Consider the following 26,806-nt stretch of genomic DNA (forward strand, 5'->3'; position numbering starts at 1 on the left):
ATATTTATTAATAGTTATTATCGCTACCAAAGAAATCTTTGAACGATTGAATTGTTGTATCACGGTTTAATGCCGCAATTGAAGTTGTTAATGGAATACCCTTTGGACATGATTGCACACAGTTTTGAGAGTTACCACAGTTTGCAAGTCCTCCATCTCCCATAATTGCACGTAAGCGATCTGCTTTATGCATTTCACCAGTTGGATGTGAGTTAAATAAACGAGCTTGTGATAACGGTGCTGGTCCAATAAAATCAGATTTACTATTTACGTTTGGACATGATTCTAAGCAAACGCCACATGTCATACATTTAGAAAGCTCATAAGCCCATTGACGCTTTTTCTCAGGCATTCTTGGTCCTGGCCCTAAGTCATACGTACCATCAATTGGAATCCAAGCTTTAACGCGTTTTAGAGCATTAAACATGCGACTACGATCAACTTGTAAGTCACGAACAACCGGGAATGTCTTCATCGGTTTTAAGCGGATTGGCTGTTCTAATTGATCGATAAGTGCTGTACATGATTGACGTGGTTTTCCATTAATAACCATCGAACATGCACCACATACTTCCTCTAAGCAGTTCATATCCCATGCAATTGGCGTTGTTTGGTTCCCTTTTGAATCAACAGGATTACGACGAATTTCCATAAGTGCCGAAATAATATTCATATTAGGACGATATGGAATTTCAAACTCTTGGTCAAACTCTTGTGCATCTGGTCCATCTTGTCTCGTAATGATGAGGCGGATTGTTTTCTCAGACATGTTGTTTATCCCCCTTCTCTTCACCCTTAGCAGCTACATCATGTTTTGAAGAATAATCACGTTTACGTGGTTTAATTAATGAAACATCAACGTCTTCGTAATGGAATGCTGGTGCATTTCCTTCTCCTTCAAATTTTGCCATAGTAGTTTTTAAGAAGTTTGCATCATCACGATTTGGGAATTCAGGTTTGTAATGCGCCCCGCGGCTTTCATTACGGTTATATGCGCCAATTGTAATAACACGTGCTAACTCAAACATATTTGCAAGTTGACGTGTAAATGAAGCACCTTGGTTACTCCATCTCGCTGTATCGTTAATGTTAATACGTTTGTAACGATCCATTAACTCTTCAATTTTCGCATCTGTTTCTAATAACTTTTTATTTTCACGAACTACTGTAACGTTATCTGTCATCCATTCCCCAAGCTCTTTATGAAGAACATATGCATTTTCATTACCATCCATCGTTAAAATATTGTTAAATTTCTCTGTTTCGATTAATTCATTTTGCTCATATACAGTAGATGAAACAGCATCTGATGATTTAGAAAGACCTTTCATATATTCAATTGCGTTTGGTCCTGCTACCATACCACCGTAAATTGCTGATAATAGTGAGTTTGCACCAAGGCGGTTACCACCGTGCATAGAATAATCACACTCACCTGCTGCAAATAAACCTGGAATACTCGTCATTTGCTTATAGTCCACCCATAGTCCACCCATTGAATAGTGAACAGCTGGGAAGATTTTCATTGGTAGTTTACGAGGATCATCACCTGTAAATTTCTCATAGATTTCAATGATTCCACCAAGTTTAATATCTAGTTCTTTCGGATCTTTATGAGAAAGATCTAAGTACACCATGTTTTCACCGTTAATACCTAGTTTTTGCTCTACGCAAACATCAAAGATTTCACGCGTTGCGATATCACGAGGTACAAGGTTTCCGTAAGCCGGATATTTTTCTTCTAAGAAGTACCATGGTTTACCATCTTTATATGTCCAAACACGTCCACCTTCACCACGTGCAGATTCACTCATAAGACGTAATTTATCGTCTCCTGGAATTGCCGTTGGGTGAATTTGAATGAACTCACCATTTGCATAATAAGCGCCTTGTTGATATACAGCAGACGCTGCTGTACCTGTATTAATAATGGAGTTTGTTGATTTTCCGAAAATGATACCAGGGCCCCCTGTTGCCATAATCACGGCATCAGCTCCGAAACTTTTAATCTCCATAGTTTGTAAGTCTTGTGCAACGATTCCTCGGCACACACCTTCATCATCAACAACAGCTCGTAAGAAATCCCAGCCTTCATATTTCGTTACAAGTCCTGCTACTTCGTGACGACGTACTTGCTCATCTAATGCGTAAAGTAATTGCTGTCCAGTTGTTGCACCAGCAAATGCTGTACGGTGATGTTGCGTTCCACCAAATCGACGAAAATCAAGAAGTCCTTCTTCCGTACGGTTGAACATAACACCCATACGGTCCATTAAATGAATGATACCAGGTGCTGCTTCACACATTGCTTTAACTGGTGGTTGGTTCGCTAAGAAGTCCCCACCATAAATTGTATCGTCAAAGTGGATCCACGGAGAATCCCCTTCACCTTTCGTATTTACGGCACCGTTAATTCCGCCCTGAGCACATACAGAATGTGAACGTTTTACTGGTACTAAAGAAAACAGTTCAACATTTACTCCTGCTTCTGCCGCTTTAATCGTTGCCATTAAGCCAGCCAAGCCACCGCCGACTACTATAAGTTTCCCTTTCATGCTCTCCCACTCCTTACTGATTTGCTAGCTGTGGATCGATGAACGCTAATAATGCACTCACACCTACATAAGATAGACCTAAGAAAATAGCTAATGTTACATAAGTAGAGATTCTTTGTGAACGTGGAGATACTGTAATTCCCCAGCTGATGCAGAATGTCCATAGTCCATTTGCAAAGTGGAAAATTGTTGAAACAACACCAACTAAGTAGAATGCAAACATAGCTGGATTGTTTAAAATATCTGCCATCATATCATAGTTTACCTCTTTACCTAACATTGCTTGAATACGAGTTTCCCAGACATGCCAAGAAATGAAAATCAGCGTAACGATACCTGAAATTCTTTGGAAGACGAACATCCAGTTACGGAAATAACCGTAAGAAACCGCATTGTTCTTAGCTGTAAATGCAATATATAAGCCATATATAGCATGGTACAGTATCGGTAAAAAGATGACGAAAATTTCTAGCGCATACCGGAATGGAAGGAGCTCCATAAAGCCTGCTGCTTTGTTAAAAGCCTCTGCTCCTCTTGTTGCAAAGTTGTTTACAATTAGATGTTGCGTCAAAAAGACACCAACCGGGATGACCCCCATTAATGAGTGCCACTTACGAAACGTATACTCGCGGCCTTTCATGTCCCCATTACCCCCTTGAATGTTTGACTGCTGTTTTCAGATTAATTTATAACAATAATGTTTTTTCACTATTGGCATAAGAAAAACTGAAAAAATTATTCGAAATATTTCAGCATAATTTGATAACAAGTTCATTTTACCCCTATTTTTGTCGAAGCGTCAAGAAAACGTATACATAATTTGCATATAATTTGCCAATTCTTTTTTTCTTCTTAGGTATTCAGATTTCCCTAAAGAAAAATCTGTTTTTATAAATGAAAAATGTTATATAATAATCCCTATAGAAAGAGGGGAATATTGTGAGTAAAAATACAATCGATATAACATCTTTAGAAGATGTTTCATTGAACGCCTTCGCTTATGAATTGCTACGTGAAGAATTACTACCTGATTTAATCGGCAACGATTTAGATGGTATTTTATACTGGTCTGGTAGAAACCTTGCAAGAAAATATCCGCTAGAAACAATTGAAGAAGTCATTCAGTTCTTTGAAAAGGCTGGCTGGGGCACTTTAAGCATCATTGAACATAAGCGTCGTGAAATGCAGTTCCAACTTAAAGGCACACTCATTGCAGAACGTCAAAAACAAAAAAGGCATTCTTCTTATCAACTAGAGGCTGGATTCATCGCTGAACAAATTCAAAAGCAACGGAACGTCGTTGCAGAGTCATACGAAGAAAAGAAAAAACGTTCTGACTCTATTACATTTCTTGTGAAATGGGATATAAAAGATCTCATTGAAGTGTAAGGCATTACCTGCAGTCAACTAGACATATCAGTTTAGTTGACTTTTTTGTATTTTCATTCACATCAATTTATTTTAAATCTTCAGAAATTATAACAAAAAATAGAAGACATTGTAAACTACAACGTCTTCTTATCTGTTAAATACGTATAAATCGTCTCTGCAATATTTTTCGGCATACCCGCTTCGACAAACTCTGCTACAGAAGCTTCTTTCATCTTCTTTAATGAACCAAAATGTTTTAACAATACCTTTTTCCGTTTATCACCGATTCCTGGAATGTCATCCAATGCTGATTGAATGACAGATTTCCCGTGTAATTGACGATGGAATGTAATCGCAAATCGATGCACCTCATCTTGAATACGCTGCAATAAATAAAATTCTTGGCTATTTCTCTCAAGCATCACAGGTTCCGGGGGATCTCCAATAATTAAATGGGAGGTTTTATGTTTGTCATCTTTTACAAGACCTGCCATCGGAATATATAACCCGAGCTCATTCTCTAGAATATCACTTGCAGCCGCCAAATGGCCTTTTCCGCCATCAATAACAATCAAATCCGGTAAAGGTAAATTCTCTTTAAGCGCTCTTGTATAACGGCGTCTCACAACTTCTCTCATAGACTCATAATCATCTGGCCCTTGAACCGTTTTAATTTTATATTTCCTATATTCTTTCTTCGCTGGCTTCCCATCGATAAAAGCAATCATTGCGGAAACTGGATTTGTTCCTTGAATATTTGAGTTATCAAATGCTTCAATACGATACGGTGTTTCAATTCCGAGCTGCTTCCCTAAATGATCTACCGCTTTAATCGTTCGCTCTTCATCACGTTCAATTAAGTAAAATTTCTCTTCAAGAGCAATTTTTGCATTTTTATTTGCTAATTCTACAAGATCTTTTTTCTTACCACGTTTCGGCTGTGTCGCTTCAACTTCTAAAAAGCGCTCTACTAACTCTGAGTCTATACTTCCCGGAACAACAATTTCCTTCGGCTTAAAATGACTACTGTTTTCATAAAATTGACCGATAAACGTTAAAAATCCCTCTTCTGGTTCATCGTAAATTGGAAACATAGAAACATCACGTTCAATTAGCTTTCCTTTTCGAACGAAGAAAACTTGAACACACATCCATCCTTTATCTACGGCATATCCAAACACATCACGATCCACTAAGTCACTCATAATCATCTTTTGTTTTTCCATAATTGCATCGATATGAGCGATTTGATCACGCAACTCTTTCGCACGTTCAAACTCGAGTTTCTCTGAGGCCTCATACATTTTTGTTTCTAATTCTGAACGAACTTCTTTATGTCCACCATTTAAAAACTTAATAATTTCATCTACAATTTCTTTATTTTGTTCTTCCGTCACTTCTTTCACACACGGCGCTAAACATTGACCCATATGATAATACAAACAAACTTTATCTGGCATATTCGAGCACTTACGAAGTGGATACATACGATCTAGCAGTTTTTTCGTTTCATGAGCAGATTGTGCATTTGGATAAGGACCAAAATACTTTCCTTTATCCTTTTTTACGTTTCGAGTAATGAGTAGGCGTGGTTGCTTCTCCGCTGTAATTTTAATGAAAGGATATGTTTTATCATCTTTTAATTGAATATTATATTTCGGATCATATTTTTTAATTAAATTTAACTCTAAAATAAGCGCTTCTAAATTCGAAGAGGTTACAATATATTCAAAATCAACAATTTCTCCTACAAGCCGCAGTGTTTTCCCATCATGAGAACCAGTAAAGTACGAGCGCACACGATTTTTAAGCACTTTTGCCTTTCCGACATATATAACTGTTCCTTGCTTATCTTTCATCAAATAACAACCAGGTTGATCTGGTAAAATGGCCAACTTTTCTTTCAAATGTTCGTGCACTCGTCTCCCTCCATTTCTACATGCTTAGCATTTTGATTTCCCCTTGAAAACATACTATGCCAAAACACCCAACATACGTTCCTTTATTGTAACGGAAAGACTGTAAAAAAGAAAATAAAAAAAGCTACCAAATGGTAGCTTTTTTATTTTAGAAATGTTTAGAAACTAATTCTACTAACGCTTCTTTCGGTTTGTAACCTAACGCTTGATCAACTACTTTACCGTCTTTTAATACGAAAAGAGCTGGAATGCTCATTACTTCGAATTGACGAGCAGTTTCTTGATTTTCATCAACGTCTACTTTTACTACTTTTACTTTTTCACCTAGTTCTGCATCGATTTCCTCTAATACAGGAGCGATCATTTTACAAGGTCCACACCAAGGTGCCCAGAAATCTAATAATACAACACCTTCGCTAGTTTCAGCTGCGAAGCTTTGGTCATTTGCATTTACAATTGCCATTTTATTTCCTCCTTCAAGTATATTCTACCAAGAGTATATCATTAACTTATATACGTGGCGAATAATATGTATCGTTATGTATTGTAACAAAAAAATGTCCCTTTATACTATATAAAAATACGAATGAAATACTAAAAAGATGAGAGACAGGGGATCTCTCACCTTTTTCTATATATAGGGGTACTTCACTTGGAACTCAAGGGTACTTAAATCATGAATGTACTTTTAACTTTTTAAACTCTTCTGTTAAAAGAGGTAAGACTTCGAATAAGTCACCGACAATACCGTAGTCAGCTACTTTGAAGATACTTGCTTCTGGATCTTTATTAATCGCAACGATTATTTTTGAGTTAGACATACCAGCTAAATGCTGAATCGCACCAGAAATACCACATGCAATGTATAAGTCTGGCGTAACAACTTTACCAGTTTGACCAATTTGTAATGAGTAATCACAGTACTCAGCGTCACAAGCACCACGAGATGCCCCAACAGCGCCGCCTAGTACGTCAGCTAACTCTTTTAATGGTTTAAAGCCTTCTTCACTCTTCACACCGCGTCCGCCAGCGATAATAACTTTCGCTTCAGAAAGATCAACACCTTCTGCTGTTTTACGGACAACATCTTGAATGATTGTACGTAAATCTTTCACATCAACTGTAATAGAAGATACGTCACCGCTGCGAGACTCATCTTTTTCAAGAGTTGCAATGTTATTTGGACGTACTGTCGCAAATAAGATGCCGTCTGTTACAATCTTCTTCTCGAATGCTTTACCAGAGTAAATTGGACGAGTGAAGATAACATTTCCACCTTCAACCTCTAAAGCAGTTACGTCAGAAACTAAACCAGCTTCAAGCTTCGCTGCTAATTTTGGTGATAAATCTTTACCAAGTGCTGTATGTCCGAAGACAATACCTTCTGGATTTTCTTCAGCATGTACAGCTAAAAACGCTTGTGCATAACCATCAGATGTATATGATTTTAATTTATCATTTTCAACTGTCACAACGCGATCTGCACCGTAATGAATCAATTCATTTGCAAAAGAGGCAACGCTGTCTCCAACTAGAAGACCTACTACTTCACCGCCTTCTGCAATTGTTTTTGCTGCTGCTACCGCTTCAAACGAAACGTTACGTAGCGATCCATCACGAACTTCACCCATTACTAATACTTTACGAGCCATAGATTTTCCCTCCTGCATATATAATTTCGTATTTTATTAGATTACTTTCGCTTCTGTATGGAGCAACGATACAAGTTCTTTTACTTGATCTTGCAGCTCGCCTTGTAACACTTTTCCTGCATCTTTCTTAGGAGGCAAATAGATTTCAATTGTTTTTGTCTTTGCTTCCACATCATCTTCTTCTAAATCTAAATCATCTAATTCTACTTCTTCTAGTGGCTTTTTCTTCGCCTTCATAATACCTGGAAGCGATGGATAACGCGGTTCATTTAAACCTTGCTGTGCTGTTACTAAAACTGGTAATGAAGTTTCAATCACTTCTGTATCACCTTCAACATCACGCTCAATCTTCACGTTTGTACCGTCAATTTCAAGTTTTGTAATTGTCGTTACGTACGGAATATTTAACGCTTCAGCTACGCGCGGGCCAACTTGTCCAGATGCACCATCAATTGCAACGTTTCCGCCTAAAATTAAATCTGCATCTTTATCTTTTAAATATTCAGCAAGCACTTTTGCTGTCGTGAACTGGTCACCATTTTCTACATCATCTTCAATATTAATTAATACCGCTTTATCACAGCCCATCGCTAATGCCGTACGAAGTTCTTTCTCACTATCTTCGCCACCGACTGTTACAACTGTAACTTCTCCACCTTGTGCGTCTCTTACTTGAATTGCTTCTTCAATTGCATATTCATCGTAAGGGTTGATGATGAATTCCGCTTCGCCATCGTAAATTGCACCGTTTTTAATTACGATTTTTTCTTCTGTATCAAATGTTCGTTTCATGAGTACGTAGATGTTCATTCCATTTACCCCCTTGTTTTTCAGAAAGATTCTATCAATTTTAATTTTCTGTTAATTTATATTAAAAAAATAATTGAACTACCTGCCACTAAATGAAGGTTTACGCTTTTCTAAAAATGCAGCTACACCTTCTCTTCCATCTTCACTCGTAAATACTTCACCAAAAATCTGTGATTCACGTTGTACACCTTCATAGTAATGAGACGATTTTGTCGTTTGCAATAACTCTAGTACAGCACGAGTTGTTGCTGGACTTTTTCCAGCAATTTGTTTTGCGACTTTAAGCGTATCATCTAAAAATGATTCTTCAGAGAACAATCCGTTAACAAGTCCCCATTTCAATGCTTCTGCACCAGTAATTGGTGTACTTGTTAACATCATTTCACAAGCTTTTGCTTTCCCAACATAACGTGGTAAGCGCTGTGTACCTGCAAAACCAGGAATTAATCCAAGTGTTAATTCAGGTAAACCAAGTTTTGCACTTTCAGTTGCAAAGCGCATGTGGCAAGACATAGCAAACTCAAGGCCGCCGCCCAGTGCCGCTCCATGAATTGCCGCAATAACTGGTTTTGAACATTTTTCAACACGCTCAAACGTAACTTGTCCAAGCTGTGCTAATTCTGTTGCTTGCTTCGCTTCAGTAACAGATGTAAATTCTTTAATATCTGCTCCTGCTGAGAAGAAACGTCCTTCACCGTGAATAACAACAACACGAATGTTATCATCCTTTTCCACTTGATCAATTAATTCAGTAACGTCATGCATAACTTGTGAAGACATCGCATTCGCTGGTGCGTGATTTAACGTCGCCACCGCGATATGATCTTCAACTCTTACAGATAGGAATTTCAACATGATCCCTCCCATTATTGACGATAACCACAAGCTGCAATAAGTAGCCCGTGTACCGTTTTTGAAAGTGCGACCAGATCATACTTATGATCGCTCATTACCCAATTGGTCACAACTTCATCTACTGTTCCAAAGATCATTTGTCTTGCCACGCGAACATTTAAATCCGGTTGAAACTCACCTTGTTTTATACCAGTCTCTAAAATCTCATCCATAACTTGTAAGTAGCCTTTTAATACTTCATTTATTTTAAGGCGCAAGTCTTGATTAGACTGTCTTAGCTCTAATTGCGTAACGATAGCAAGAGGATCATTTTGCGACAACAGCACGAAGTGCGTTTCTACCAACATGAATAATTTCGATACAGCGCTTTCAATTCCTGCTGTTTTTTGACGAATTGTTTCGACAAATTCTCCCATCTTCTCTTGGAATAAGGATATTAATATATCTTCTTTATTTTTAAAATATAAATAAATCGTGCCATCAGCTACCCCAGCTTGCTTTGCGATTTTAGAAACTTGCGCTTGGTGGTACCCATTCTCCGCAATCACAATGACTGCCGCATCAATAATTTGATTGTATTTCGGTCTATTTTTCTTCACTTTACTGTCCCCTTCAAGAAGATGACTGAATGAATAGTCATTCATATTCTTATAATACTGACTATTTAGAAAAGTGTCAATCCTATTTTTTCAAAAAGAAAGGGCCTTAGCCCGTTTGCTCATCCTCATTCTTTCTCTTCTCTTCATCTATTAGAACACGGCGTAAAATTTTCCCTACTGTCGTTTTCGGCAATTCATCTCTAAACTCATATACTTTCGGCACTTTATAAGCCGCTAAATATTTACGTGCAAACTGATTTAATTCTTCCTCAGAGCACTCCGTACCTTCTTTTAACACAACAAATGCTTTAACTGTCTCTCCTCGGTACGGATCTGGAATTCCAATCGTTACTACTTCTTGCACTTTTTCATGCTCATATAATACTTCTTCAACTTCACGAGGATACACATTAAATCCACTCGCGACAATCATATCTTTCTTGCGATCTTTTACATAGAAGAATCCATCTTCATCCATGTAGCCAACATCACCTGTATGGAGCCAGCCATCTTGTAATACAGCAGCTGTTTCCTCTGGCTTATTCCAGTATCCTTTCATAATTTGAGGACCTTTCACTACAATTTCACCTATTTCTCCCGGCGGTAATGCCTCACCAGTTTCAAGCGACATAATGATTGCTTCTGTATCTGGCCATGGAACTCCAATACTACCTGGCACTCGCTTTTCCCATAAAAAATTACTATGTGTAACCGGAGAGGATTCTGTTAAACCATATCCCTCTACTAGTTTACCACCTGTAACTGCTTCGAACTTTTCCTGTACTTCTACTGGCAGTGGTGCTGATCCACTAATACAAGCACGAATAGAAGAAATATCGTATTCTTTTAAAAGTGGGCTATTTAAAAGAGCGATATAAATAGTTGGCGCTCCTGGAAATAGTGTTACTTTATGTTTCTTAATCGCATCAAAAACCATTTTCATATCAAACTTTGGAATAAGCACCATTTTATATCCTTGCATAATACTTAAATTCATAACAGCTGTCATACCATAAACATGGAAAAATGGAAGAACCCCAAGGACGACTTCTTCACCTTCGTTACAATTATATAACCAATGCACTCCCATCAAAGTGTTAGAAACGAGGTTTTTATGCGTTAACATAACTCCTTTCGGAAATCCAGTTGTTCCTCCTGTATACTGTAAAAGAGCTAGATCATTCTCAGGATCACATGGCACCTCAACATTCGTATTCACTTCTTTTTCTACTGAATTCCAAAGATGAATCGTTCCACTCTCTGATACTTTCACAACTAAATTTGACTGTTTTTTCTGCACAAATGGATACAATAGATTTTTAGGGAATGGTAAAAAGTCCGCAATACGAGTTACGATAATATGCTCAACTTTTGTAGCAGATTGAACATTCGTTACTCTTGGAAACACTAAATCGAGACAAAGAATTACTTTTGCTCCCGAGTCATGAAGCTGATATTCTAATTCTCTTTCTGTATACAGTGGATTCGTTTGTACTACGACACCTCCCGCAAGTAATGTACCGTAATAACCAATTACAGCTTGCGGACAATTCGGCAACATAATAGCAACTCGGTCACCCTTTTCCACACCGAGCTTTTGAAGATAATTTGCAAATCTCCTCACCTTATCATGGAAGTCTGCAAATGTAATATCCTTCCCTAAAAAGTGAAGCGCTTTCTTTTTTGGATAGCGAGAAGCCATCTGTTCTACATATCCATGAAGTGGCTGAATCTCATAAGAAATCGTACTAGGAATTTCCTCTGGATAACTTTTCAACCATGGTTTTTCCACCTTCATTCCCCCTTCAAATACATAAAAAATAAATGAATGTTCATTCATGATGGTTGTTTTCATTATATTATAGTCGCCATAACGTTACAATCATAATATTCTGACTTTTATATAACTATGCTTTATCTCATTAACTTCTTATTATATGTAGAAACTCTCCTAATCTTAAAAGAGTAAGAGAGTTATTATTTAGCTTAATCTTATTATCGTTAACACAGCTCCTGGTGTAGTTGTTGATAATGTGGCAACAGCTAACAAACCAAATAGTTGTAAACTAATAGCATCTCCTGCTGCAAGAGTTGTAATAATTGTTGCGCTAAATGATGTGGTTGCTATCGCAGGAGCATTGATCGTCCCAGCAAGTTGCGCTCCATTAATTGTAATCCGTGAACTGACTAATAATGAAGCCGTTATATTAATCGAATATGAAATATAATAATTCCCGGCATTTGCAACCGTAAATACTGTATTCCCCCCAGAAACAGTAATTCCTGGACCTATGTTTTGATTATTCGGAAGCGGGACATTCGTTCCACCTAGAAGTACCGATATCGCTGTTCCTGACGTATTATTTGCAAATGCATACGTCGCCGTGATACTTGTACCTGTAGCTCCAGTTGAGCCCGTTGAGCCTGTTGGGCCTGTTGACCCTGTTGACCCTGTTGACCCTGTCGCTCCCGTTGGGCCTGTTGACCCTGTTGAACCCGTTGGGCCTGTTGGCCCTGTTGAACCTGTTGGCCCTGTTGAACCTGTTGAGCCTGTTGAGCCCGTTGGACCCGTTGGTCCCGTTGGGCCTGTTGGGCCTGTTGGGCCTGTTGGGCCTGTTGGGCCTGTTGGTCCCGTCGCTCCCGTTGAACCTGTTGAGCCTGTCGCTCCCGTTGAACCTGTTGGTCCTGTTGAGCCCGTTGGTCCTGTTGAACCCGTTGAACCTGTTGGTCCTGTTGAGCCCGTTAATCCTGTTGGTCCTGTTGAGCCCGTCGGTCCTGTTGGACCAAGCTTTGGGACTGTCCCATCACAACTAAAACAACATGAATCAACATGCACACCATTTCGATTATTACAACTACAATATCCATTTGAATTATTGAGCCATGAAGACATGTTGATCCCTTCCTTCAAATTCAATCTTTTAAGTACAAGTAAGAAAGTAAAAAACACCTACCAAATAAGGACGAAAAACTTTATTCAGTAGAAATAAATATAGATTGATCCCGTACATTCTAATAATTATTACATGCAATACAATCTCCTTTTGCTTGTACTTTCGCCTCTCTAGTTAAATGAAATTCCTTTTCTAAATTCTTCATACACATATGGATTTTAATCTTATATAACAACATCCATATAATTTGTTATTACTCATCAAAATTTTAAAAATATAATTACAAATAAAAACTTATTTTTGGGCAGAAGATGAAGAAAATTTTTAGTATTTTCATGGTTGTTCTTCTATTCCCTGTTGAATGTGGACAGCAAAAAGAGGAGAAAAAGGTAAAAACGACAGAAGATAAAAAGCAAGCTATAACAATTAAACATGCTGAAGGGGAAACAAAATTAGATAAACCGGCGAAAAAAGTTGTTGTACTTGGAGCACCTTACTTCTTATAGTTGATGAGGAAGAGTGGGAAGAAATTTAATTAAAAACCAGCTTCATATATGAAGCTGGTTTTTCTATTATGGCATAAAATTAATATAAGCTTTGTACATAAAATATATAACAAGTGAATACATGATTATATTGAACACACTTCGTTTCAAAGTTAACTTTCTCTTTAATTTCTTATCTTGTAATTTCAATTCTATTCCGTTTGCTATTTTCAATCTACCTACTATTTGAAATAACTCTCTGTAACCATCAGCATTTCCCAATAATACGTATTCCTTATCATTTTTATACTTTATATGCAGAAACTCACTCCCACCTTTACGGTCTAATATTGTTTTCATATAAGCTATTTCATTCAATACACATACTTTTAAATCAACTTCATTATAATAACGATCCATAAAAAACACATACAACCGTTTATTTGTAACGATTAGCACATTATTAATACCGAAGTTCATTGCAAGAACACCTACCCCTAATGTCATGGCTGTGCCTGTCTGCCAATTTTTTACGCAGGGATTTTCGACAAGCATACTATATAAAATCTCTTCGCTTCCCTGTAACTCTTCTTGTACAACCTCATAACAACGTTTCATTAAAATTGTTTTTGTTACAACTTCTTTTGTACGATTTATTTTCTTTTCATCTATTTTTTCATCATTTATATAGTCATCTACAAAATCAGCATTATACTGCAAATCATTTAATTCCTGAAGTAACTTTTCTTTATTCATTCCTTTTCCCCCCAGCAGCTTCTTCAATTTCTTTCTCCCTCTTGAAAGCCTACTATATACCGTATCTTGTGTCATACCGAATTCAAGCGTTATTTCTTGTACGCTATATTCATCTAAATACCTTTTTATAAAAATTTTCTTATCTTCTTCATTCAATTCTTTAATTAAAACGTAAAAATTATAATCTCGCTCTTCTTTTGTTAAATTGACATTTTTTCTATCTTCATATATTTCTTGCTGAAACTCTTGTAATTGATAAGACTTATTACTTTTTCGTTTATAATCAATGGCCTTAAACCTAGCGACAGATATAAGCCAGTTTCTAAACTTCCCACGATTTTCATCATAACTACTAATGTTGTACCAAACGATTAATAAAATATCGTCAACACATTCATCCACTAACACCTTACTCTGTGCAGTATCTAAAATACTATGAACTACCTTATAAATTAAATCTCCATATCGATCAATTGCTGTATGTAATGCTAACATATCTTGTTTCCGAAGACCTTCTACTATTTCTATATCCTTCACCCTTATCACCACTCTTTATCCTATTCTTTATTCATTATATATACGAATGAGCTCATTCGTTTCCTGACACTTTTACAAATATTTTCTAATTGTTTTCATATTGTAGCAATGCTTAATTAGTTATTTCTTGTGGAACAGGGATTATATTATCTCTCACGAATTTAATCTATGAACAAAAATAGGAGGGATAACTATGTACCAAACTATTGACGGCTTCTTGCAATCATGGACATACGAAGCAGAGTCTACTCAGAAAATGCTTGATTCATTAACCGATGCATCTTTGTCACAGGAAATTGCACCTGAACATTGGACTTTAGGTAGAGTTGCTTGGCACATCGTGACGGCAATTCCAGTTATACTATCCGGAACTGGACTAAAGTTTGAAGGCGAAACGAAAGATTATCCTGTTCCACCTTCTGCTAAAACAATTGCAGATGAATATCGTAAAGTAAATGCTGCTTTTGTTGAAGCACTTCAAAGTGAATGGACTGACCAAGACTTAACTACTATTAATGACTTCTTTGGTCGTCCTATGCCGAATTCTATATTTTTAATGACACTTATTAATCATCAAAATCACCACCGCGGACAAATGACGGTTTTAATGAGGCAAGCTGGCTTAACAGTTCCTGGCGTATATGGTCCTGCAAAAGAAGAATGGGCTGCCGCTGGAATGGAAGCTCCTAAAATGTAACAACAAAAAAAGACAAGGTGTTTACACATCTTGTCTTTTTCTGTAACTTGTTTCATGTGAAACTATTTTTTCTAAATGGTTTTTTATGGAAAAAATAGGTTACAATGAATATATATTATGAAGAGGAGTAACCAAATTGAATACAAAGAATAAAAAAATAGCTATGGGAACTATTCTACTAACTTCTATTATTGGGGTTATCAGTGTATCTCTTTATTTCACATATTATGGTACCCCTTGGGGAAAACAAGCAGCAATTACGGAATCAAAGAATTATATTACAAAATACTTTAGTCTAGATGCAGAAGTCAAAAATACTTCTTACGATGCTAAAATGAATAGCTATGAAATCTCCTTTGAAACAAGTACCGACGGAGAGTTTACTATCGAATATAAAAGTCCTAATAACTTTAACATTTCTCCAGGAGTGCAAGATTATTTAAGTAAACACTACAAATTTACAGAGTAGTAACGAAGCATACATATACAAAAAAGAGTTGGTGTAACACCAACTCTTTTTTACGTATTCTTATCATACTGTTAAATCTTCCCTCTCTATATTTTTAATTCCGTAATATGCAATCGCAAATCCAATTGCTGCCAATGCTAGTTGAAGGGGAAGAAAAGTTGCTGTAGGAAACGTTGGATTGCTATTCATTGCAACCGATACAACGATAAGGGATGAAACAATTGTAGTTGGCACTGAATGTTTACGCATTCCGAAATATAATGGGATTAAACTCATTCCCGCAGCTGCAATGGCTAAAGGAACCAGTTTTATTCCTTCTTGCATCAATTGATCTACTGTAAATGGATTAGAAAGAATTGAAAAATAACTATCTATCCCAAAGAAAATTCCTATTACTAAAATATTAGATAAAATAACTGTTATACATGTTAATATTGCTGTAATGATCAACTTACTAATCATCATCTTCTTCCGGTTAATAGGATAAGAAAACATGAGTAGTATTGTTTTACTTTTATATTCATCAATTATTAACTTGGCTATTAGTACAGCACCAAAGATAATAAATGTTCCTCTTACTGACACACTAGCCATCGACAAAATTATTTGAGGATCCCTCATTTCTGGATCCCCTTCTATTTGAGCAACGTAACCAACAAAGATTAATAGCGCCAATATAGCGATATTCGCAATAATCGCTCCCCTCACATACCATCCAAACTTATTTTTTTTCATCTCTAGCTTCATAAGACGTAGCATGATAGTCCTCCTTCTTCATAAGACTTAATCAATATAAATTACTCCTGTTTTACTTAAAATCTTCGCTTCATTTTTTGCATCACCAATAGTTCCTTCTTTTATCTTTTCTGTATTTTTATCTTTCTTAAGTCCTTTTAAATCTATCATTATGTCATTCGAATTACTTTTAGCCGTAAGTTTCAATGAAGTCGGAGCCCCCTTATACCGTACGCCAATGTCTCCTGATTTTGTTTCTACAAATAATGATTTTCCTTCTGTCATATCTTTTAGTAATGCTTCCCCAGATGTTGAAGTGATGTTCATATTTTCATTTTTTATATTTTTCACATAATTACCGCCAGTAGTAGAAGTTATATTTACTTCTTGTAATGAACTATCTTTTAACATTAAATCTCCACTTTCGGATGTGAATTCACCCTTATCTGCTGATAGTCCTGTAATCATTTCATCTCCCGACTTGCCTTTTGTCACGATACTTTTTACTACTATATCGCTTATTTTTACATCCCCCGATTTATTATTTAATACAATTTTATCTATTTCGTTCTTCGGAATAGCTATCGATATACTATTTTTCTTCCTAAACGTAAAACCATTAAAAAATCTATTCATCTTTTGTTTTTGCTTAATCACAATTTTATTTTCGTCATTTTCTATTTTGACGGGATCTATCTCTTTATCTACTTGTTGGCCTTGAGCAGAAATTACTATTTCATTAGAGTCTGTACTTTTAAATTCAATATCCCAGTTTTCATTGTCTACTTCTATTTCTTTTATATTATTTATCTCAAAAGACTTTTCTTTCTTAAAATCTTTCCCCTGAAATACCTTAAAACCAAAAACCGCACTAGCAATTGTAATAAGTAAAATTGCAACTACTATTATTTTTTTCACTATTCATACCCCAGTTCGTTGTTGTTGTAAGCTCGCTTCACGCCACATCGATCTTGTCGATTTTACGAAACGATAGATAACTAATGAAAATTCCTAATAAACAGAGCACTATTGGGATAGCTATAAAATTAAACAGACTTACTTGACCGTTTCCAGGACCAAAGTTACTACTAATTAGTATTCCGATTATTACTGCAGAAGTAATTGTTGTCGGTGTTGATTTCTTTCTCATCCCAAAAAATAAAGGAATTAAACTTATACCAGATATCATAAATGCATTTATAAAAGTAGCTGGAACGATAGCTATTATTTCACCTATCGTAGCTGGCGTTTCAATCAGTCCCATCATTGGACTCACAAAATATAAGAGCAAACTGATACTAAAAGTAGCGATAATCGTGCTCACAAAACAAAAACAAAAAACAATTGTTAATTTCGCTCTCATTAACATTTTCCTTTGCAGTGGGTACATAAACGATAGTTGCATCGTTTTGTTCTTATACTCATCAATTACTAAACGGGATAAAATAACTGAACTAAAAATAATGAATGTTATCCTAATAAAAATGTTTATTAAAGCCATTTGTTGTGTGAAGTCAGAGAGTAGCAAATCTACCTCGCCTTTCCCTCCCAACATCATAAGGTTTACTCCCGCGAAAATTGCTATAATACAAATTGCTACACTTTTAAAGTAACTAGATAATTGATGTTTCTTCCACTCGAGCTTCATTAATCTAAGCATATAAACCACGCCTCCATTCTTTATATAAATGTCTCTACGCTGCTAACATTCTAATTCCAGCAGTAACGAAGCTTAACATTCCTATCACTAGTAGAATTAGCAACCATTTCCGCTCTGGTTTCCTATAATATAAAATCCCACTTATAAACAGTACGATTAATCCACTTACCAGGTTCAGCCACAACCCATTAAGCATGAATGCCCTCTCCATCCATTACATTTAAGAAATATTCTTCTAAGGAACTATGCTTCTTATTAATACTTTCAATTTCCACATCGTTCATAATAAGTGCTTTTGAAATAGCCTGCTGAGACGCTGCCGTATCATACACACGAATCATATTTCCGCTCATTATTTTGTAATTTTTTATGCCGAGTTTATCTTCTAAAATATAAGCTGCACGTTTCACATCAGGAACAGTAATTTCAATGTACTCGGTTTGTTTTCCGTTAATACTCTTCATTGAAACTTCTTTTATTAGTTTTCCATTTTGAATCACACCAATTGTATCTGCCATTAGTTCCATCTCACCTAAAATATGACTAGAAACTAATAATGTAATGCCATATTCTTTGCAGAGCATTTTAAATAAGTCTCGTAACTCTTTAATACCAATTGGATCTAAACCGTTAATTGGTTCATCTAAAATGAGCAATTCTGGCTTTGTCACAATTGCCCTTGCAATACCGAGTCGTTGTTTCATTCCTAATGAAAAATCTTTTACCTTTTTATTATCTATCCCTTGCAGTTTCACTAAATGTAACGCATGGTCAATTGCATTTTTATCGTAGTAGCCCATATATTCACAATGCAGGTCTAAGTTTTCTTTCGCCGTTAATTTATCATAAAAGATTGGGTATTCAATAATTGTCCCCATTCTTTTTAATACTTCATAAGATGTATCTGTTAATTTCTCACCGAAGATTTCAATATCACCACTCGTCGGTTTTATTAAATTTGTAATCATTTTCATAATCGTTGTTTTACCAGCGCCGTTTGGTCCTAAAAAACCGTATATCTCTCCTTTTTTCACATGCATGTTAACACTGGAAATAACTTCTTTCCCCTTAAACACTTTCGTTAACTGGTTTGTTTTTAATATATATGTCATGTTACTTTCCCCTTTCGCAATACTCTATATTTCTATAATAGACAACGGAAATCTCTTTTTTCTTACCCGTTTCTTACAAATTCCTTACGCTGAAAAAAAAGCTTGTAGAATCTACCGCTCTACAAGCTAAAATTGCATCTTTTTTAATACAACTGTAAAAATTGTTTTTTCATATGGCTTACTAGAAAGATGAATTTTTCCATCCATCGCTTCCACAAGCCGTTTTGTAATCGTTAATCCTAGGCCACTTCCTTGGTACAATCTATTTCTTGAATCTTCAAGTGTGTACATACGCTCAAACACTTTATCAATATGAGACTCATCAATTCCTTTTCCTGTATCCCATACGTCTATATACACACTCGTTGTATCATCTCTTACAGTCATACCTAGTATCTTTCCATCTTCCCCATATGTAATCGCATTTGATATTAAATTATTCAATACCCTACCTATTACTTCTACATTTCCAAGTGCGTATATATTTCTTTCCGGTATATCAATATGAACGTGAAAACCTTTCGACGTCACTAAATCATAAAAAGATAAAATCTTCTCGCGACAAACTTCATTCATATTTACTTTTGTCATCTCGATTGCTTTGTCACCAGATTCTAATTTTGCCAAATCAAAAAATTTATGAATTAGCTCCATCACTTCTAATGTTTTCGTATGCACTTTTTCAAGTAATATTTGTTGTTCTTCTTCGCTTATCGTTTTATCCTTATTTAACATTTCTGTATATCCAAGAATAACTGTTAGTGGTGTTTTCAAATCATGTGAAATATTTGAAAGCATTTTTCTCATCGAAATTTCTACTTTTGCATGATCTGCATTCGTTTTCTGTTTCGCATCTAACAATTGATTAATTGCCACTAATAATTTTTGCAATTCTAGATCATCTGTCATAACGAGTAACTTCTCGCCTGTTTTTTCATTTACAATACTTTCTAACTTTTCATATGTGTATCGTAAATTTTTACTACTATTTTTCCTCATTTTATATTGTATATAAATAACACATAACAATATAAAAATAGTGCCCATTAACAGTTTGACCATATTACATCACTTCCAATTTATAGCCGATGCCCCATAACGTTTTAATATATTCTGGATTAGATGGATCACTTTCAATTTTCTCACGCAATCTTCTCATATGAACATTAATAACGTTATCATCACCGTAATACTCTTCATTCCAAACTAACGTATATATTTGCGCTTTTGTAAATACACGATTTTGATTTTTTACGAACAGTTTTAAAATCTCAAATTCTTTTAAAGTAAGCTTGAGAGGGTTCCCGTTTTTTTCTACAGTAAAATTAATTGGATCGATTGTTAAATCGCCAATCTGAATCATCTTTTCTGTTGTTTCTGTAGCCGAGTATTTCGTAGACCGCCGAATCCCTGCTTTTACACGTGCAGCCAATTCAATCATAGAAAATGGCTTACAAATGTAATCATCTGCTCCAAGCCCTAATCCAACAGCTTTATCAACATCTGTATCTTTTGCTGACATCATTAAAATCGGAACTGCACTTTTTTCACGAATAATACGTACGACCTCTAATCCGTCTAACTTTGGCATCATTATATCAAGGATAACTAAATCAAAAGACGATTTAAAAAAGGCTTGCACCCCTTCTTCCCCGTCAGACGCGATTGTAACTTGAAAGCCTTCCTTTATTAAATACTTTTCCACCATCTCTTGAATTGAACTATCATCTTCAACTAATAAAATATGATGTGACATATGCCTATCCCCTTTTTACAAACATTAACATATCAATTGTATCGTAATGAATGAATACTGGAAAGAATTATATGAATTTTCAAACCAACTTCCCTTCCTTCTCTAACAATGATATGATGAAATTCACTACGATTGTTCATAATTAACTTTATATAAAGGAGACTTATCATGTCAGAAAACAAAAAAGTAAGCTTAGCTGATTTAATGCGCGAACAACTTGCGAAGAAAAAGCAAGGAAATGGAAATGGTTCAAATAATACAAATCAAAGCCAAGAAACAAAAAAATTACAAAACCAACAAACGAAAAAAACAAACAACCAACGTAGACGTACAGGTGTATAAATGAACGGACAAAAACGTTCTAATATCGCGCCTGGTCTTGAAGTTGATATTGTATTAAAACAAGATCAACGAACAGGCAAATTAACACGTGGAATTGTAAAAGATATTTTAACGAACTCCCCTTCCCATCCGCATGGCATTAAAGTGCGATTGCAGGACGGGCAAGTCGGTAGAGTACAAAATATCGTTCAATAAGAAAAGGAGCTCAAGTAAACTCGAGCTCCTTTTCTTTATTAACCTTGAATTTTCTCGATGAAAACTACTTTTAAGTAGTCTCCTTCTTTAAATTGATCAATGGTACGGAAATCTTCTGGTAAAGAATGTTCTTCTAATATTTTATATTTGCCATTCATTTCTTTAAAGGCTGTATCGATAAAGCATTTAAACTTTTTCATATCGAATGCGCTACAATTTGTAGAAGCAACGATAATACCGTTATTTTCTGTAATAGCAATTGTTTCTTTCAATAAATTTTTATAATCTTTTGCTGCACTAAATGTATATTTTTTTGATCGGGCGAAGCTTGGAGGATCAAGTACGACCATATCAAATTTCATCTTTTTCTTAGCTGCATATTTGAAGTAAAGAAATACATCTTCTACAATAATATCTTGTGCTTCATAATCAACTTCATTGACACTAAACTGCTCAATCGTTTTACTTAAACTACGATTTGCCAGGTCAACACTCGTCGTTTTACTCGCTCCGCCAAGCGCTGCAAATACAGAGAAAGCACCTGTATAAGAGAACATATTTAACACTGTTCTTCCCTTTGCATACTTATCACGAATTTGTTTTCGAACGTTACGCTGATCTAAAAATACACCAACCATTGCCCCATCATTTAAGTAAACCGCAAAGTTCACACCATTCTCTTTTACGATAAGTGGGAATTCGCCGCGCTCTCCTGCTACGAAATCATCACCCTCAATATATTTCCCTTTCGTATCAAAACGCTTTTTCTCATAAATGCCTTTAAAGTTTGCTACTTTTTGAAGAGCTGCTATAATCTCATCTCTGAAAGTATAAATCCCTTCACTATACCAACTTACTACGTAGTAGCCATCATAATAATCGATAATTAATCCGCCAAGACCATCACCTTCACCATTCACCACACGGAATGCTGTCGTATCACTTGATTTATAAAATTGTTTTCGTTTATGTAAGGCAGATTTTATTTTGCTTTCAAAGAAAGATTGATTAATTTGTTCACTCTCTTTTCTCGTTAAAATCCAGCCGTATCCTTTATTTTGTTTTCCGTAATAACCTTTTCCGACAAAGTTGTTCTTCTCATCTACTACTTTGATGATTGTCCCTTCTTCACGAACATCGTTTAAATTTTGAATTGCATCTTTTAAAATAAGTGGATATCCACTTTTAATTTCTTTTATAAATTTCGGTTTTATTTTTATAGTTACTTCTGATCGCATATAATAACTTCCTTTCCATTTGAATGCTTTCTAATTTATAGGAAGCATTTAAAAAACGAGGCTAAAAAAAGCCTCGTTTCACTATACCATATTATCGCTTTGCTAGTACAACTCGCTCATTCTCTCACTTAACCGCCACATATTTACTACATTTTGAAATGGAAATCTCACTGTCCAAAATAATAGAAAAAAACTTATATATTTCATATTTACCATTGACATTGATAATGATTTTCATTATCATTTAAAGTATATGATTTCTTGAAAATACAGCTACATTTACAGGAGGAATAAACATGATTATTGTTACCAATACAGCTAAAATTACAAAGGGAAATGGCCATAAATTAATTGAGCGTTTCAACAAAGTAGGTAAAGTGGAAACAATGCCGGGATTTTTAGGATTAGAAGTTCTTCTAACGCAAAATACAGTTGATCACGATGAAGTAACAATTAGCACACGCTGGAATGCAAAAGAAGATTTCCAAGGGTGGACAAAGAGCGCTGCATTTAAAGATGCTCACTCACATCAAGGCGGAATGCCAGAATATATTCTTGATAATAAAATCTCTTACTATGATGTAAAAGTTGTACGTATGCCAATGGCTGCAGCACAGTAAAAACAGTTCTTTTTTAAAGTATAGAATATGAGAAGCGTTATCTATCACTTCTCATATTCTATACTTTTTCTTTAACTTCTTTTTACTAATTTTGCATGTACAACTAGCCTTCCAGCCTCTGGATCAAGCGCATAGTCACAAGTAGAAAGTGTTACGATTTCATCATTAGCCGTCAATTCCGTATCCGTTTTGTACAGTGATTTTTCTTGAATTCCCTTTAAGAACGATGTATATGATGCATCGTTTTCAAAATCTGTTTCAATATAATAAAAGTCCGTTGTTGTCGTATATACTGAAAAAACTTCAACGTCGTATCCTTCAAATAATGTATCGTAATATAATTTACGATGGGACATGAAAAAGTCTTCATCCAACATCTTTTTTAAACTACCAAACATAGAACCATCTTTCATACGATGGCCATATAAAATAGTATTTCGATTTTGAGCTTTCACATCATTACGATGGTCCATAAAAATGCTTCCCGCTCTCATATCTTCACCTTTATAATTACGAAATAAATAGTAATCATTATCTTTTGCTTGAACGATTGGATAATTAATTTGTGTATCATCCATCGTAATCCATCCGACTATCTCTGGATTAATTTTCTGGAGATCCTGAAACTGTTTACGTACCTCTCCGTCTTCTGATTTTTCTTCCATTGGACTTCTTTTATAAATATGTTGTGCCTCAGCCATTACTTTACGATTTTCATAATAATCCATGAAAATCCCGCCCAACTCATACATTGAATAGAAAAAGATTCCTAGAAACACAATTGTAAGTATTCGTTGAAAAAAAGAATTCTTTTTCCGTCCTTTCTTACTATTCAAATTATCACCTCAAAACGGATTATGCCCAGCCTTTAGATTCCCATAGGTACCATGTACAATCCGGTATCTTCATCCTGCTTTACAATGACATCTACACCATATATTGCTTTAACCATTTCTTCTGTTATTACATCATTAGGATTACCCTTCGTAATGATCTCTCCATCTTTCATAACGATAATATGGTCGCTATACCGAATGGCTTGATTAATATCATGTAATACCATTACAATCGTTAGTCCATACACTTCATTTAACTCTTTCACTAACTCTAATATTTCTAGCTGATAGTAAATATCTAAATATGTGGTCGGCTCATCTAAAAAAAGCATTGGTGTATTTTGAGCTAATGTCATCGCGATCCAAACTCGTTGCCTCTCTCCACCAGATAAAGCATAGATTGGCTTATCACGCTTACTTTGTAAATTCGTACATACTAGTGCACGCTCAATCGCTTCTCTATCTTCATCTGTTTGCGGAGAGAAAATATTTTTATATGGCATACGCCCAAAGCTTATTAGCTTTTCCACTGTAATATCTGCTGGGGCCTCATTTTGTTGATGGACAACTGCTAGTTTTCTAGCAAACTCTTTCGGTTTATATTCACTAATCGCTTTCCCATCAAGTATTACTTCTCCACTGCTAGGAGCGTGATTTCTAGACATGACACTAAGTAATGTTGATTTCCCACATCCATTCGGGCCAATGATTGTTGTAATTTTTCCAATCTCTATTTCACTACTAACTGACTTTAAACGATTTGTTACGTTATCGTATGAAAAGGTTACATTTTTAATTTCCATGAACTTTATCACTCTTTCTAAGCAAGAATATTAAGAACGGACCACCAATAACCGCCATAATTGTTGCTGCTGGAATTTCGTTAGGTGGCACAATTAACCTTCCAATCGTATCCGCCGTCAAAATTAATAACGCTCCTGCAAGAGCAGAAAATGGAATTAATACTTTATGGTCTGAACCGACTAATTGTCTTGAAATATGCGGAACGAGTAATCCTACAAAAGCAATAACACCTGCAATCGCTGTTGATACTGCCGCCAAAAGTACTGCAATGGCAGAAATAATAAGACGAACTCTCGTCACGTGCAAGCCTAAGTTTTTCGCAGTCTTATCTTGTAGCGATAATAAGTTACACCAAGCTCCTACGAACAGAGCAAGAATAAGGCCAATCGTTCCATAAGTAACCATTATTTCTACATCGCCCCACGTCTTCATAGTTATGTTAGAAGTCGTCGTTTGCTTAATACTCTTAATAAAGTATCCACAAATCGTAACGAATGATTCATTTAATCCAGTAAACATCGCATTAATGGCAATACCAATTAAAATAATGCGAAGCGGGCTTAATCCTGACTTCCATGAAAAAGAATAAACGAGATAACACGCAAGCGCACCACCTAAAAAGGCGAATACGGGTGTCCAGAAAAAAAATTGCGGGAACAACGTAATAATAACGAGTGTCATAAAACTTGCTCCTGAAGATATACCGATTACCCCGGCATCAGCGAGTGGATTTTTCATAACAGCTTGAAAAAGCACCCCTGAAACAGCAAGAGCCGCTCCAGTGAACAGCGCAATAATAATACGCGGGAAACGTAAATCTTTAATGACTTCAACATCTTCATTTCCACCTGTAAATATCCCTTGTACAAGTTCAACAATACCTACTTCTAAACTCCCTTTCATCGCTGACAATGATGTCATAATAATAAGCAATGCAGTAACAATGAGGAAACTCCAAGTTTTTTTATTCATTCTACTCTTCCTTTATATTAAAATGCATCACGGATACATCATTTTTTTCAATTCATCTAACGCTTCAATTGCTGCTAAATTGCCTGTCGTTCCAAATAAACGCTCTTCTAAATCGTAAACACGGTTATTTTTAACCGCAGCAAAGTGTTTCCAAATATCATTTGTTTTAAATTCTTTATCAAACATTTTTACAACTTCATCAGGCATACCATGAGCTGCTCGTAAAATAATATCTGGATCAGCTTTCTTTAAATACTCTGTATTAGAAGCTAAATATTCTACTTGTTCACCTTGCACAATATTTTTACCACCTAGTTGTTTCACTAAATCTCCAATATAAGAATGCTCTGTTGCTACTAAATAACTTCCCGGCACACCTAATAAAATAAGCACTGTCGGTTCTTTCTTTCCTTTTACTTCCTTTTGAATGCTAGCAACCTTTTTATCTAACTTAGTTACTACTGCTTCAGCCTGTTTTTCACGTCCATATTTCTTACCTAAATCGCTAATAGAACTTTGCATATTTTTTAAACTCGTTAAATCTAAAAAGTTTGCTTTCATACCCACACCATCAAAAACTGGCTTTAATTCATATTCAAGTGTTGTCACAGATAACACTTCTGAAGGCTTTAATGACTTTACCTTTTCCATATCTGGACTCATTGGATTCCCAACTTCAGGTAAAGATTTATATCGCTTCGGTAAAGTTTTAGAACTTGTTGGAACGCCGACTAAATCTACTTCTAACGCATCCATAATTTCAGTAACAGCCACTGTTGTTGCAACAACGCGCTCTTTACTCTCACTCTTTACCTGCTTTGCTGTTTCTTTTTTTGGTGATGAGCACCCGGCTATACTCATTAACAAAATGATAGCCATTAGTACACTTGCGATTTTCTTCACTGTCAATCACCACTCCTTTCCATACAATATGAAA

30 protein-coding genes and 2 pseudogenes are annotated in these 26,806 nt (G+C 35.7%); 7 read left to right on the forward strand and 25 right to left on the reverse strand.

Annotated elements, in window-relative coordinates; all coding sequences use genetic code 11:
• Positions 1–7: 7 nt before the first annotated feature.
• From sdhB to sdhC, 3 genes are read right to left on the reverse strand one after another with little or no spacing between them, the layout of a single operon-like run.
• Positions 8–769 (reverse strand): succinate dehydrogenase iron-sulfur subunit, encoded by a 762-nt coding sequence (sdhB, locus tag COK05_RS02485; RefSeq protein ID WP_001291830.1) that lies wholly within the window; start codon positions 767–769, stop codon positions 8–10.
• Positions 762–2,555 carry a succinate dehydrogenase flavoprotein subunit gene (sdhA, locus tag COK05_RS02490; RefSeq protein WP_000676743.1) on the reverse strand — a complete coding sequence of 598 codons (1,794 nt, stop codon included), beginning with the start codon at positions 2,553–2,555 and terminating at the stop codon, positions 762–764. The genes sdhB and sdhA overlap by 8 nt, the downstream gene beginning before the upstream one ends.
• A gap of 13 nt (positions 2,556–2,568) precedes the next feature.
• Positions 2,569–3,195, reverse strand: a complete 627-nt coding sequence (gene sdhC / locus COK05_RS02495) for a succinate dehydrogenase cytochrome B558 (RefSeq protein WP_098611329.1) — start codon at positions 3,193–3,195, stop codon at positions 2,569–2,571.
• A 299-nt stretch (positions 3,196–3,494) separates the two neighbouring features.
• Between sdhC and COK05_RS02500 the strand changes: the two genes are divergently transcribed.
• A complete protein-coding gene (locus tag COK05_RS02500; RefSeq protein ID WP_000042214.1) occupies positions 3,495–3,944 on the forward strand; it encodes a YslB family protein in 450 nt (149 codons plus the stop codon).
• 116 nt (positions 3,945–4,060) lie between these two features.
• On the opposite strand, the gene uvrC is transcribed toward COK05_RS02500, so the two are convergent.
• From uvrC to COK05_RS32135, 8 genes are all read right to left on the reverse strand, one after another.
• The gene (gene uvrC / locus COK05_RS02505) at positions 4,061–5,845 is read right to left on the reverse strand and encodes an excinuclease ABC subunit C (RefSeq protein WP_098611330.1); all 1,785 of its coding nucleotides are present in this window, start codon (positions 5,843–5,845) and stop codon (positions 4,061–4,063) included.
• A 148-nt stretch (positions 5,846–5,993) separates the two neighbouring features.
• Positions 5,994–6,308, reverse strand: a complete 315-nt coding sequence (trxA, locus tag COK05_RS02510; protein ID WP_001018943.1) for a thioredoxin — start codon at positions 6,306–6,308, stop codon at positions 5,994–5,996.
• 211 nt (positions 6,309–6,519) lie between these two features.
• Positions 6,520–7,497 carry an electron transfer flavoprotein subunit alpha gene (gene etfA / locus COK05_RS02515; RefSeq protein ID WP_098611331.1) on the reverse strand — a complete coding sequence of 326 codons (978 nt, stop codon included), beginning with the start codon at positions 7,495–7,497 and terminating at the stop codon, positions 6,520–6,522.
• 36 nt (positions 7,498–7,533) lie between these two features.
• Positions 7,534–8,307: an electron transfer flavoprotein subunit beta gene (etfB, locus tag COK05_RS02520; protein ID WP_001029031.1), complete on the reverse strand. Its 774-nt coding sequence runs from the start codon at positions 8,305–8,307 to the stop codon at positions 7,534–7,536.
• A 78-nt stretch (positions 8,308–8,385) separates the two neighbouring features.
• A complete protein-coding gene (locus tag COK05_RS02525; RefSeq protein WP_000911291.1) occupies positions 8,386–9,162 on the reverse strand; it encodes an enoyl-CoA hydratase in 777 nt (258 codons plus the stop codon).
• Positions 9,163–9,173: 11 nt separating this feature from the next.
• Positions 9,174–9,761, reverse strand: coding sequence for a TetR/AcrR family transcriptional regulator (locus COK05_RS02530; RefSeq protein WP_098611332.1), 588 nt, complete (start codon positions 9,759–9,761; stop codon positions 9,174–9,176).
• 106 nt (positions 9,762–9,867) lie between these two features.
• Positions 9,868–11,553: a long-chain-fatty-acid--CoA ligase gene (locus COK05_RS02535; RefSeq protein WP_141538865.1), complete on the reverse strand. Its 1,686-nt coding sequence runs from the start codon at positions 11,551–11,553 to the stop codon at positions 9,868–9,870.
• Between the two features lie 189 nt (positions 11,554–11,742).
• Positions 11,743–12,654, reverse strand: a complete 912-nt coding sequence (locus COK05_RS32135) for a BclA C-terminal domain-containing protein (protein WP_098611333.1) — start codon at positions 12,652–12,654, stop codon at positions 11,743–11,745.
• Positions 12,655–12,966: 312 nt separating this feature from the next.
• Here COK05_RS32135 and COK05_RS02545 point away from each other — a divergent pair.
• Positions 12,967–13,140, forward strand: a pseudogene (locus COK05_RS02545) (ABC transporter substrate-binding protein); the annotation flags it as partial.
• 87 nt (positions 13,141–13,227) lie between these two features.
• On the opposite strand, the gene COK05_RS31220 reads toward COK05_RS02545, so the two are convergent.
• Together COK05_RS31220 and COK05_RS31225 are read right to left on the reverse strand one after the other, a co-directional pair.
• Positions 13,228–13,896: a septation ring formation regulator EzrA gene (locus COK05_RS31220; RefSeq protein ID WP_176539406.1), complete on the reverse strand. Its 669-nt coding sequence runs from the start codon at positions 13,894–13,896 to the stop codon at positions 13,228–13,230.
• A gap of 3 nt (positions 13,897–13,899) precedes the next feature.
• Positions 13,900–14,442, reverse strand: a pseudogene (locus tag COK05_RS31225) (sigma-70 family RNA polymerase sigma factor); the annotation flags it as partial.
• Between the two features lie 184 nt (positions 14,443–14,626).
• Here COK05_RS31225 and COK05_RS02555 point away from each other — a divergent pair.
• Positions 14,627–15,130 (forward strand): DinB family protein, encoded by a 504-nt coding sequence (locus COK05_RS02555; RefSeq protein WP_098611335.1) that lies wholly within the window; start codon positions 14,627–14,629, stop codon positions 15,128–15,130.
• Between the two features lie 136 nt (positions 15,131–15,266).
• Positions 15,267–15,599, forward strand: a complete 333-nt coding sequence (locus COK05_RS02560) for a YfjL-like protein (RefSeq protein ID WP_098611336.1) — start codon at positions 15,267–15,269, stop codon at positions 15,597–15,599.
• A 63-nt stretch (positions 15,600–15,662) separates the two neighbouring features.
• Here COK05_RS02560 and COK05_RS02565 read toward each other — a convergent pair whose 3' ends face one another.
• From COK05_RS02565 to COK05_RS02595, 7 genes are all read right to left on the reverse strand, one after another.
• Complete coding sequence (locus tag COK05_RS02565; RefSeq protein WP_098611337.1) at positions 15,663–16,358, reverse strand: ABC transporter permease; 696 nt, start codon at positions 16,356–16,358, stop codon at positions 15,663–15,665.
• A gap of 24 nt (positions 16,359–16,382) precedes the next feature.
• Entirely contained in the window at positions 16,383–17,252 is an 870-nt protein-coding gene (locus tag COK05_RS02570; RefSeq protein WP_098611338.1) for a DUF4097 family beta strand repeat-containing protein, read from the reverse strand.
• A 37-nt stretch (positions 17,253–17,289) separates the two neighbouring features.
• Positions 17,290–17,994 carry a bacitracin ABC transporter permease gene (locus COK05_RS02575; RefSeq protein ID WP_098611339.1) on the reverse strand — a complete coding sequence of 235 codons (705 nt, stop codon included), beginning with the start codon at positions 17,992–17,994 and terminating at the stop codon, positions 17,290–17,292.
• A gap of 34 nt (positions 17,995–18,028) precedes the next feature.
• Positions 18,029–18,190 carry a hypothetical protein gene (locus COK05_RS31230; protein ID WP_176539403.1) on the reverse strand — a complete coding sequence of 54 codons (162 nt, stop codon included), beginning with the start codon at positions 18,188–18,190 and terminating at the stop codon, positions 18,029–18,031.
• The gene (locus tag COK05_RS02585; RefSeq protein ID WP_098611341.1) at positions 18,183–19,106 is read right to left on the reverse strand and encodes an ABC transporter ATP-binding protein; all 924 of its coding nucleotides are present in this window, start codon (positions 19,104–19,106) and stop codon (positions 18,183–18,185) included. Before COK05_RS02585 ends, COK05_RS31230 begins: the two co-directional genes overlap by 8 nt.
• A gap of 126 nt (positions 19,107–19,232) precedes the next feature.
• On the reverse strand, positions 19,233–20,168 hold the full coding sequence (locus COK05_RS02590; RefSeq protein ID WP_098611342.1) for a HAMP domain-containing histidine kinase: 936 nt from the start codon (positions 20,166–20,168) through the stop codon (positions 19,233–19,235).
• A gap of 1 nt (position 20,169) precedes the next feature.
• Complete coding sequence (locus COK05_RS02595; RefSeq protein WP_098611343.1) at positions 20,170–20,862, reverse strand: response regulator transcription factor; 693 nt, start codon at positions 20,860–20,862, stop codon at positions 20,170–20,172.
• Between the two features lie 168 nt (positions 20,863–21,030).
• Between COK05_RS02595 and COK05_RS31235 the strand changes: the two genes are divergently transcribed.
• On the forward strand, positions 21,031–21,204 hold the full coding sequence (locus COK05_RS31235) for a hypothetical protein (RefSeq protein WP_001293585.1): 174 nt from the start codon (positions 21,031–21,033) through the stop codon (positions 21,202–21,204).
• Positions 21,205–21,399 (forward strand): YwbE family protein, encoded by a 195-nt coding sequence (locus tag COK05_RS02605; protein WP_001014310.1) that lies wholly within the window; start codon positions 21,205–21,207, stop codon positions 21,397–21,399.
• A gap of 38 nt (positions 21,400–21,437) precedes the next feature.
• On the opposite strand, the gene COK05_RS02610 is transcribed toward COK05_RS02605, so the two are convergent.
• Positions 21,438–22,637, reverse strand: a complete 1,200-nt coding sequence (locus tag COK05_RS02610) for a class I SAM-dependent rRNA methyltransferase (protein WP_098611344.1) — start codon at positions 22,635–22,637, stop codon at positions 21,438–21,440.
• A 296-nt stretch (positions 22,638–22,933) separates the two neighbouring features.
• On the opposite strand from COK05_RS02610, the gene isdG reads away from it, so the two are divergent.
• A complete protein-coding gene (isdG, locus tag COK05_RS02615; RefSeq protein WP_098611345.1) occupies positions 22,934–23,257 on the forward strand; it encodes a heme oxygenase in 324 nt (107 codons plus the stop codon).
• Between the two features lie 71 nt (positions 23,258–23,328).
• On the opposite strand, the gene srtB is transcribed toward isdG, so the two are convergent.
• The 4 genes from srtB to isdE are packed head-to-tail and all read right to left on the reverse strand — an operon-like array spanning position 23,329 to position 26,778.
• Positions 23,329–24,093, reverse strand: a complete 765-nt coding sequence (srtB, locus tag COK05_RS02620) for a class B sortase (RefSeq protein WP_098611346.1) — start codon at positions 24,091–24,093, stop codon at positions 23,329–23,331.
• A 32-nt stretch (positions 24,094–24,125) separates the two neighbouring features.
• Positions 24,126–24,896: an ABC transporter ATP-binding protein gene (locus COK05_RS02625; protein ID WP_050822117.1), complete on the reverse strand. Its 771-nt coding sequence runs from the start codon at positions 24,894–24,896 to the stop codon at positions 24,126–24,128.
• Positions 24,886–25,869 carry a FecCD family ABC transporter permease gene (locus COK05_RS02630; RefSeq protein ID WP_098611347.1) on the reverse strand — a complete coding sequence of 328 codons (984 nt, stop codon included), beginning with the start codon at positions 25,867–25,869 and terminating at the stop codon, positions 24,886–24,888. The genes COK05_RS02625 and COK05_RS02630 overlap by 11 nt, the downstream gene beginning before the upstream one ends.
• Positions 25,870–25,896: 27 nt before the next feature.
• Complete coding sequence (gene isdE, locus COK05_RS02635; RefSeq protein WP_141538867.1) at positions 25,897–26,778, reverse strand: heme ABC transporter substrate-binding protein IsdE; 882 nt, start codon at positions 26,776–26,778, stop codon at positions 25,897–25,899.
• Positions 26,779–26,806: the final 28 nt, after the last annotated feature.

It is taken from the genome of Bacillus cereus, from assembly GCF_002567495.1.
GTDB classification, from domain to species: Bacteria; Bacillota; Bacilli; order Bacillales; family Bacillaceae_G; genus Bacillus_A; species Bacillus_A cereus_AQ.

Excerpts from the sequence above, each read along its gene's own strand:
- COK05_RS31230 (WP_176539403.1), bottom strand. The coding sequence starts at position 18,190 with ATGCTTAATGGGTTGTGGCTGAACCTGGTAAGTGGATTAATCGTACTG.
- COK05_RS02555 (WP_098611335.1), top strand. The coding sequence starts at position 14,627 with ATGTACCAAACTATTGACGGCTTCTTGCAATCATGGACATACGAAGCA.
- COK05_RS02575 (WP_098611339.1), bottom strand. The coding sequence starts at position 17,994 with ATGCTTAGATTAATGAAGCTCGAGTGGAAGAAACATCAATTATCTAGT.
- sdhC (WP_098611329.1), bottom strand. The coding sequence starts at position 3,195 with ATGAAAGGCCGCGAGTATACGTTTCGTAAGTGGCACTCATTAATGGGG.
- COK05_RS02590 (WP_098611342.1), bottom strand. The coding sequence starts at position 20,168 with ATGGTCAAACTGTTAATGGGCACTATTTTTATATTGTTATGTGTTATT.
- COK05_RS02630 (WP_098611347.1), bottom strand. The coding sequence starts at position 25,869 with ATGAATAAAAAAACTTGGAGTTTCCTCATTGTTACTGCATTGCTTATT.
- COK05_RS02605 (WP_001014310.1), top strand. The coding sequence starts at position 21,205 with ATGAACGGACAAAAACGTTCTAATATCGCGCCTGGTCTTGAAGTTGAT.
- COK05_RS31235 (WP_001293585.1), top strand. The coding sequence starts at position 21,031 with ATGTCAGAAAACAAAAAAGTAAGCTTAGCTGATTTAATGCGCGAACAA.
- sdhA (WP_000676743.1), bottom strand. The coding sequence starts at position 2,555 with ATGAAAGGGAAACTTATAGTAGTCGGCGGTGGCTTGGCTGGCTTAATG.
- trxA (WP_001018943.1), bottom strand. The coding sequence starts at position 6,308 with ATGGCAATTGTAAATGCAAATGACCAAAGCTTCGCAGCTGAAACTAGC.
- COK05_RS02595 (WP_098611343.1), bottom strand. The coding sequence starts at position 20,862 with ATGTCACATCATATTTTATTAGTTGAAGATGATAGTTCAATTCAAGAG.
- COK05_RS02565 (WP_098611337.1), bottom strand. The coding sequence starts at position 16,358 with ATGCTACGTCTTATGAAGCTAGAGATGAAAAAAAATAAGTTTGGATGG.
- COK05_RS02610 (WP_098611344.1), bottom strand. The coding sequence starts at position 22,637 with ATGCGATCAGAAGTAACTATAAAAATAAAACCGAAATTTATAAAAGAA.
- etfB (WP_001029031.1), bottom strand. The coding sequence starts at position 8,307 with ATGAACATCTACGTACTCATGAAACGAACATTTGATACAGAAGAAAAA.
- COK05_RS02585 (WP_098611341.1), bottom strand. The coding sequence starts at position 19,106 with ATGACATATATATTAAAAACAAACCAGTTAACGAAAGTGTTTAAGGGG.
- COK05_RS02625 (WP_050822117.1), bottom strand. The coding sequence starts at position 24,896 with ATGGAAATTAAAAATGTAACCTTTTCATACGATAACGTAACAAATCGT.
- COK05_RS31220 (WP_176539406.1), bottom strand. The coding sequence starts at position 13,896 with ATGAATAAAGAAAAGTTACTTCAGGAATTAAATGATTTGCAGTATAAT.
- COK05_RS32135 (WP_098611333.1), bottom strand. The coding sequence starts at position 12,654 with ATGTCTTCATGGCTCAATAATTCAAATGGATATTGTAGTTGTAATAAT.
- isdG (WP_098611345.1), top strand. The coding sequence starts at position 22,934 with ATGATTATTGTTACCAATACAGCTAAAATTACAAAGGGAAATGGCCAT.
- etfA (WP_098611331.1), bottom strand. The coding sequence starts at position 7,497 with ATGGCTCGTAAAGTATTAGTAATGGGTGAAGTTCGTGATGGATCGCTA.
- sdhB (WP_001291830.1), bottom strand. The coding sequence starts at position 769 with ATGTCTGAGAAAACAATCCGCCTCATCATTACGAGACAAGATGGACCA.
- COK05_RS02525 (WP_000911291.1), bottom strand. The coding sequence starts at position 9,162 with ATGTTGAAATTCCTATCTGTAAGAGTTGAAGATCATATCGCGGTGGCG.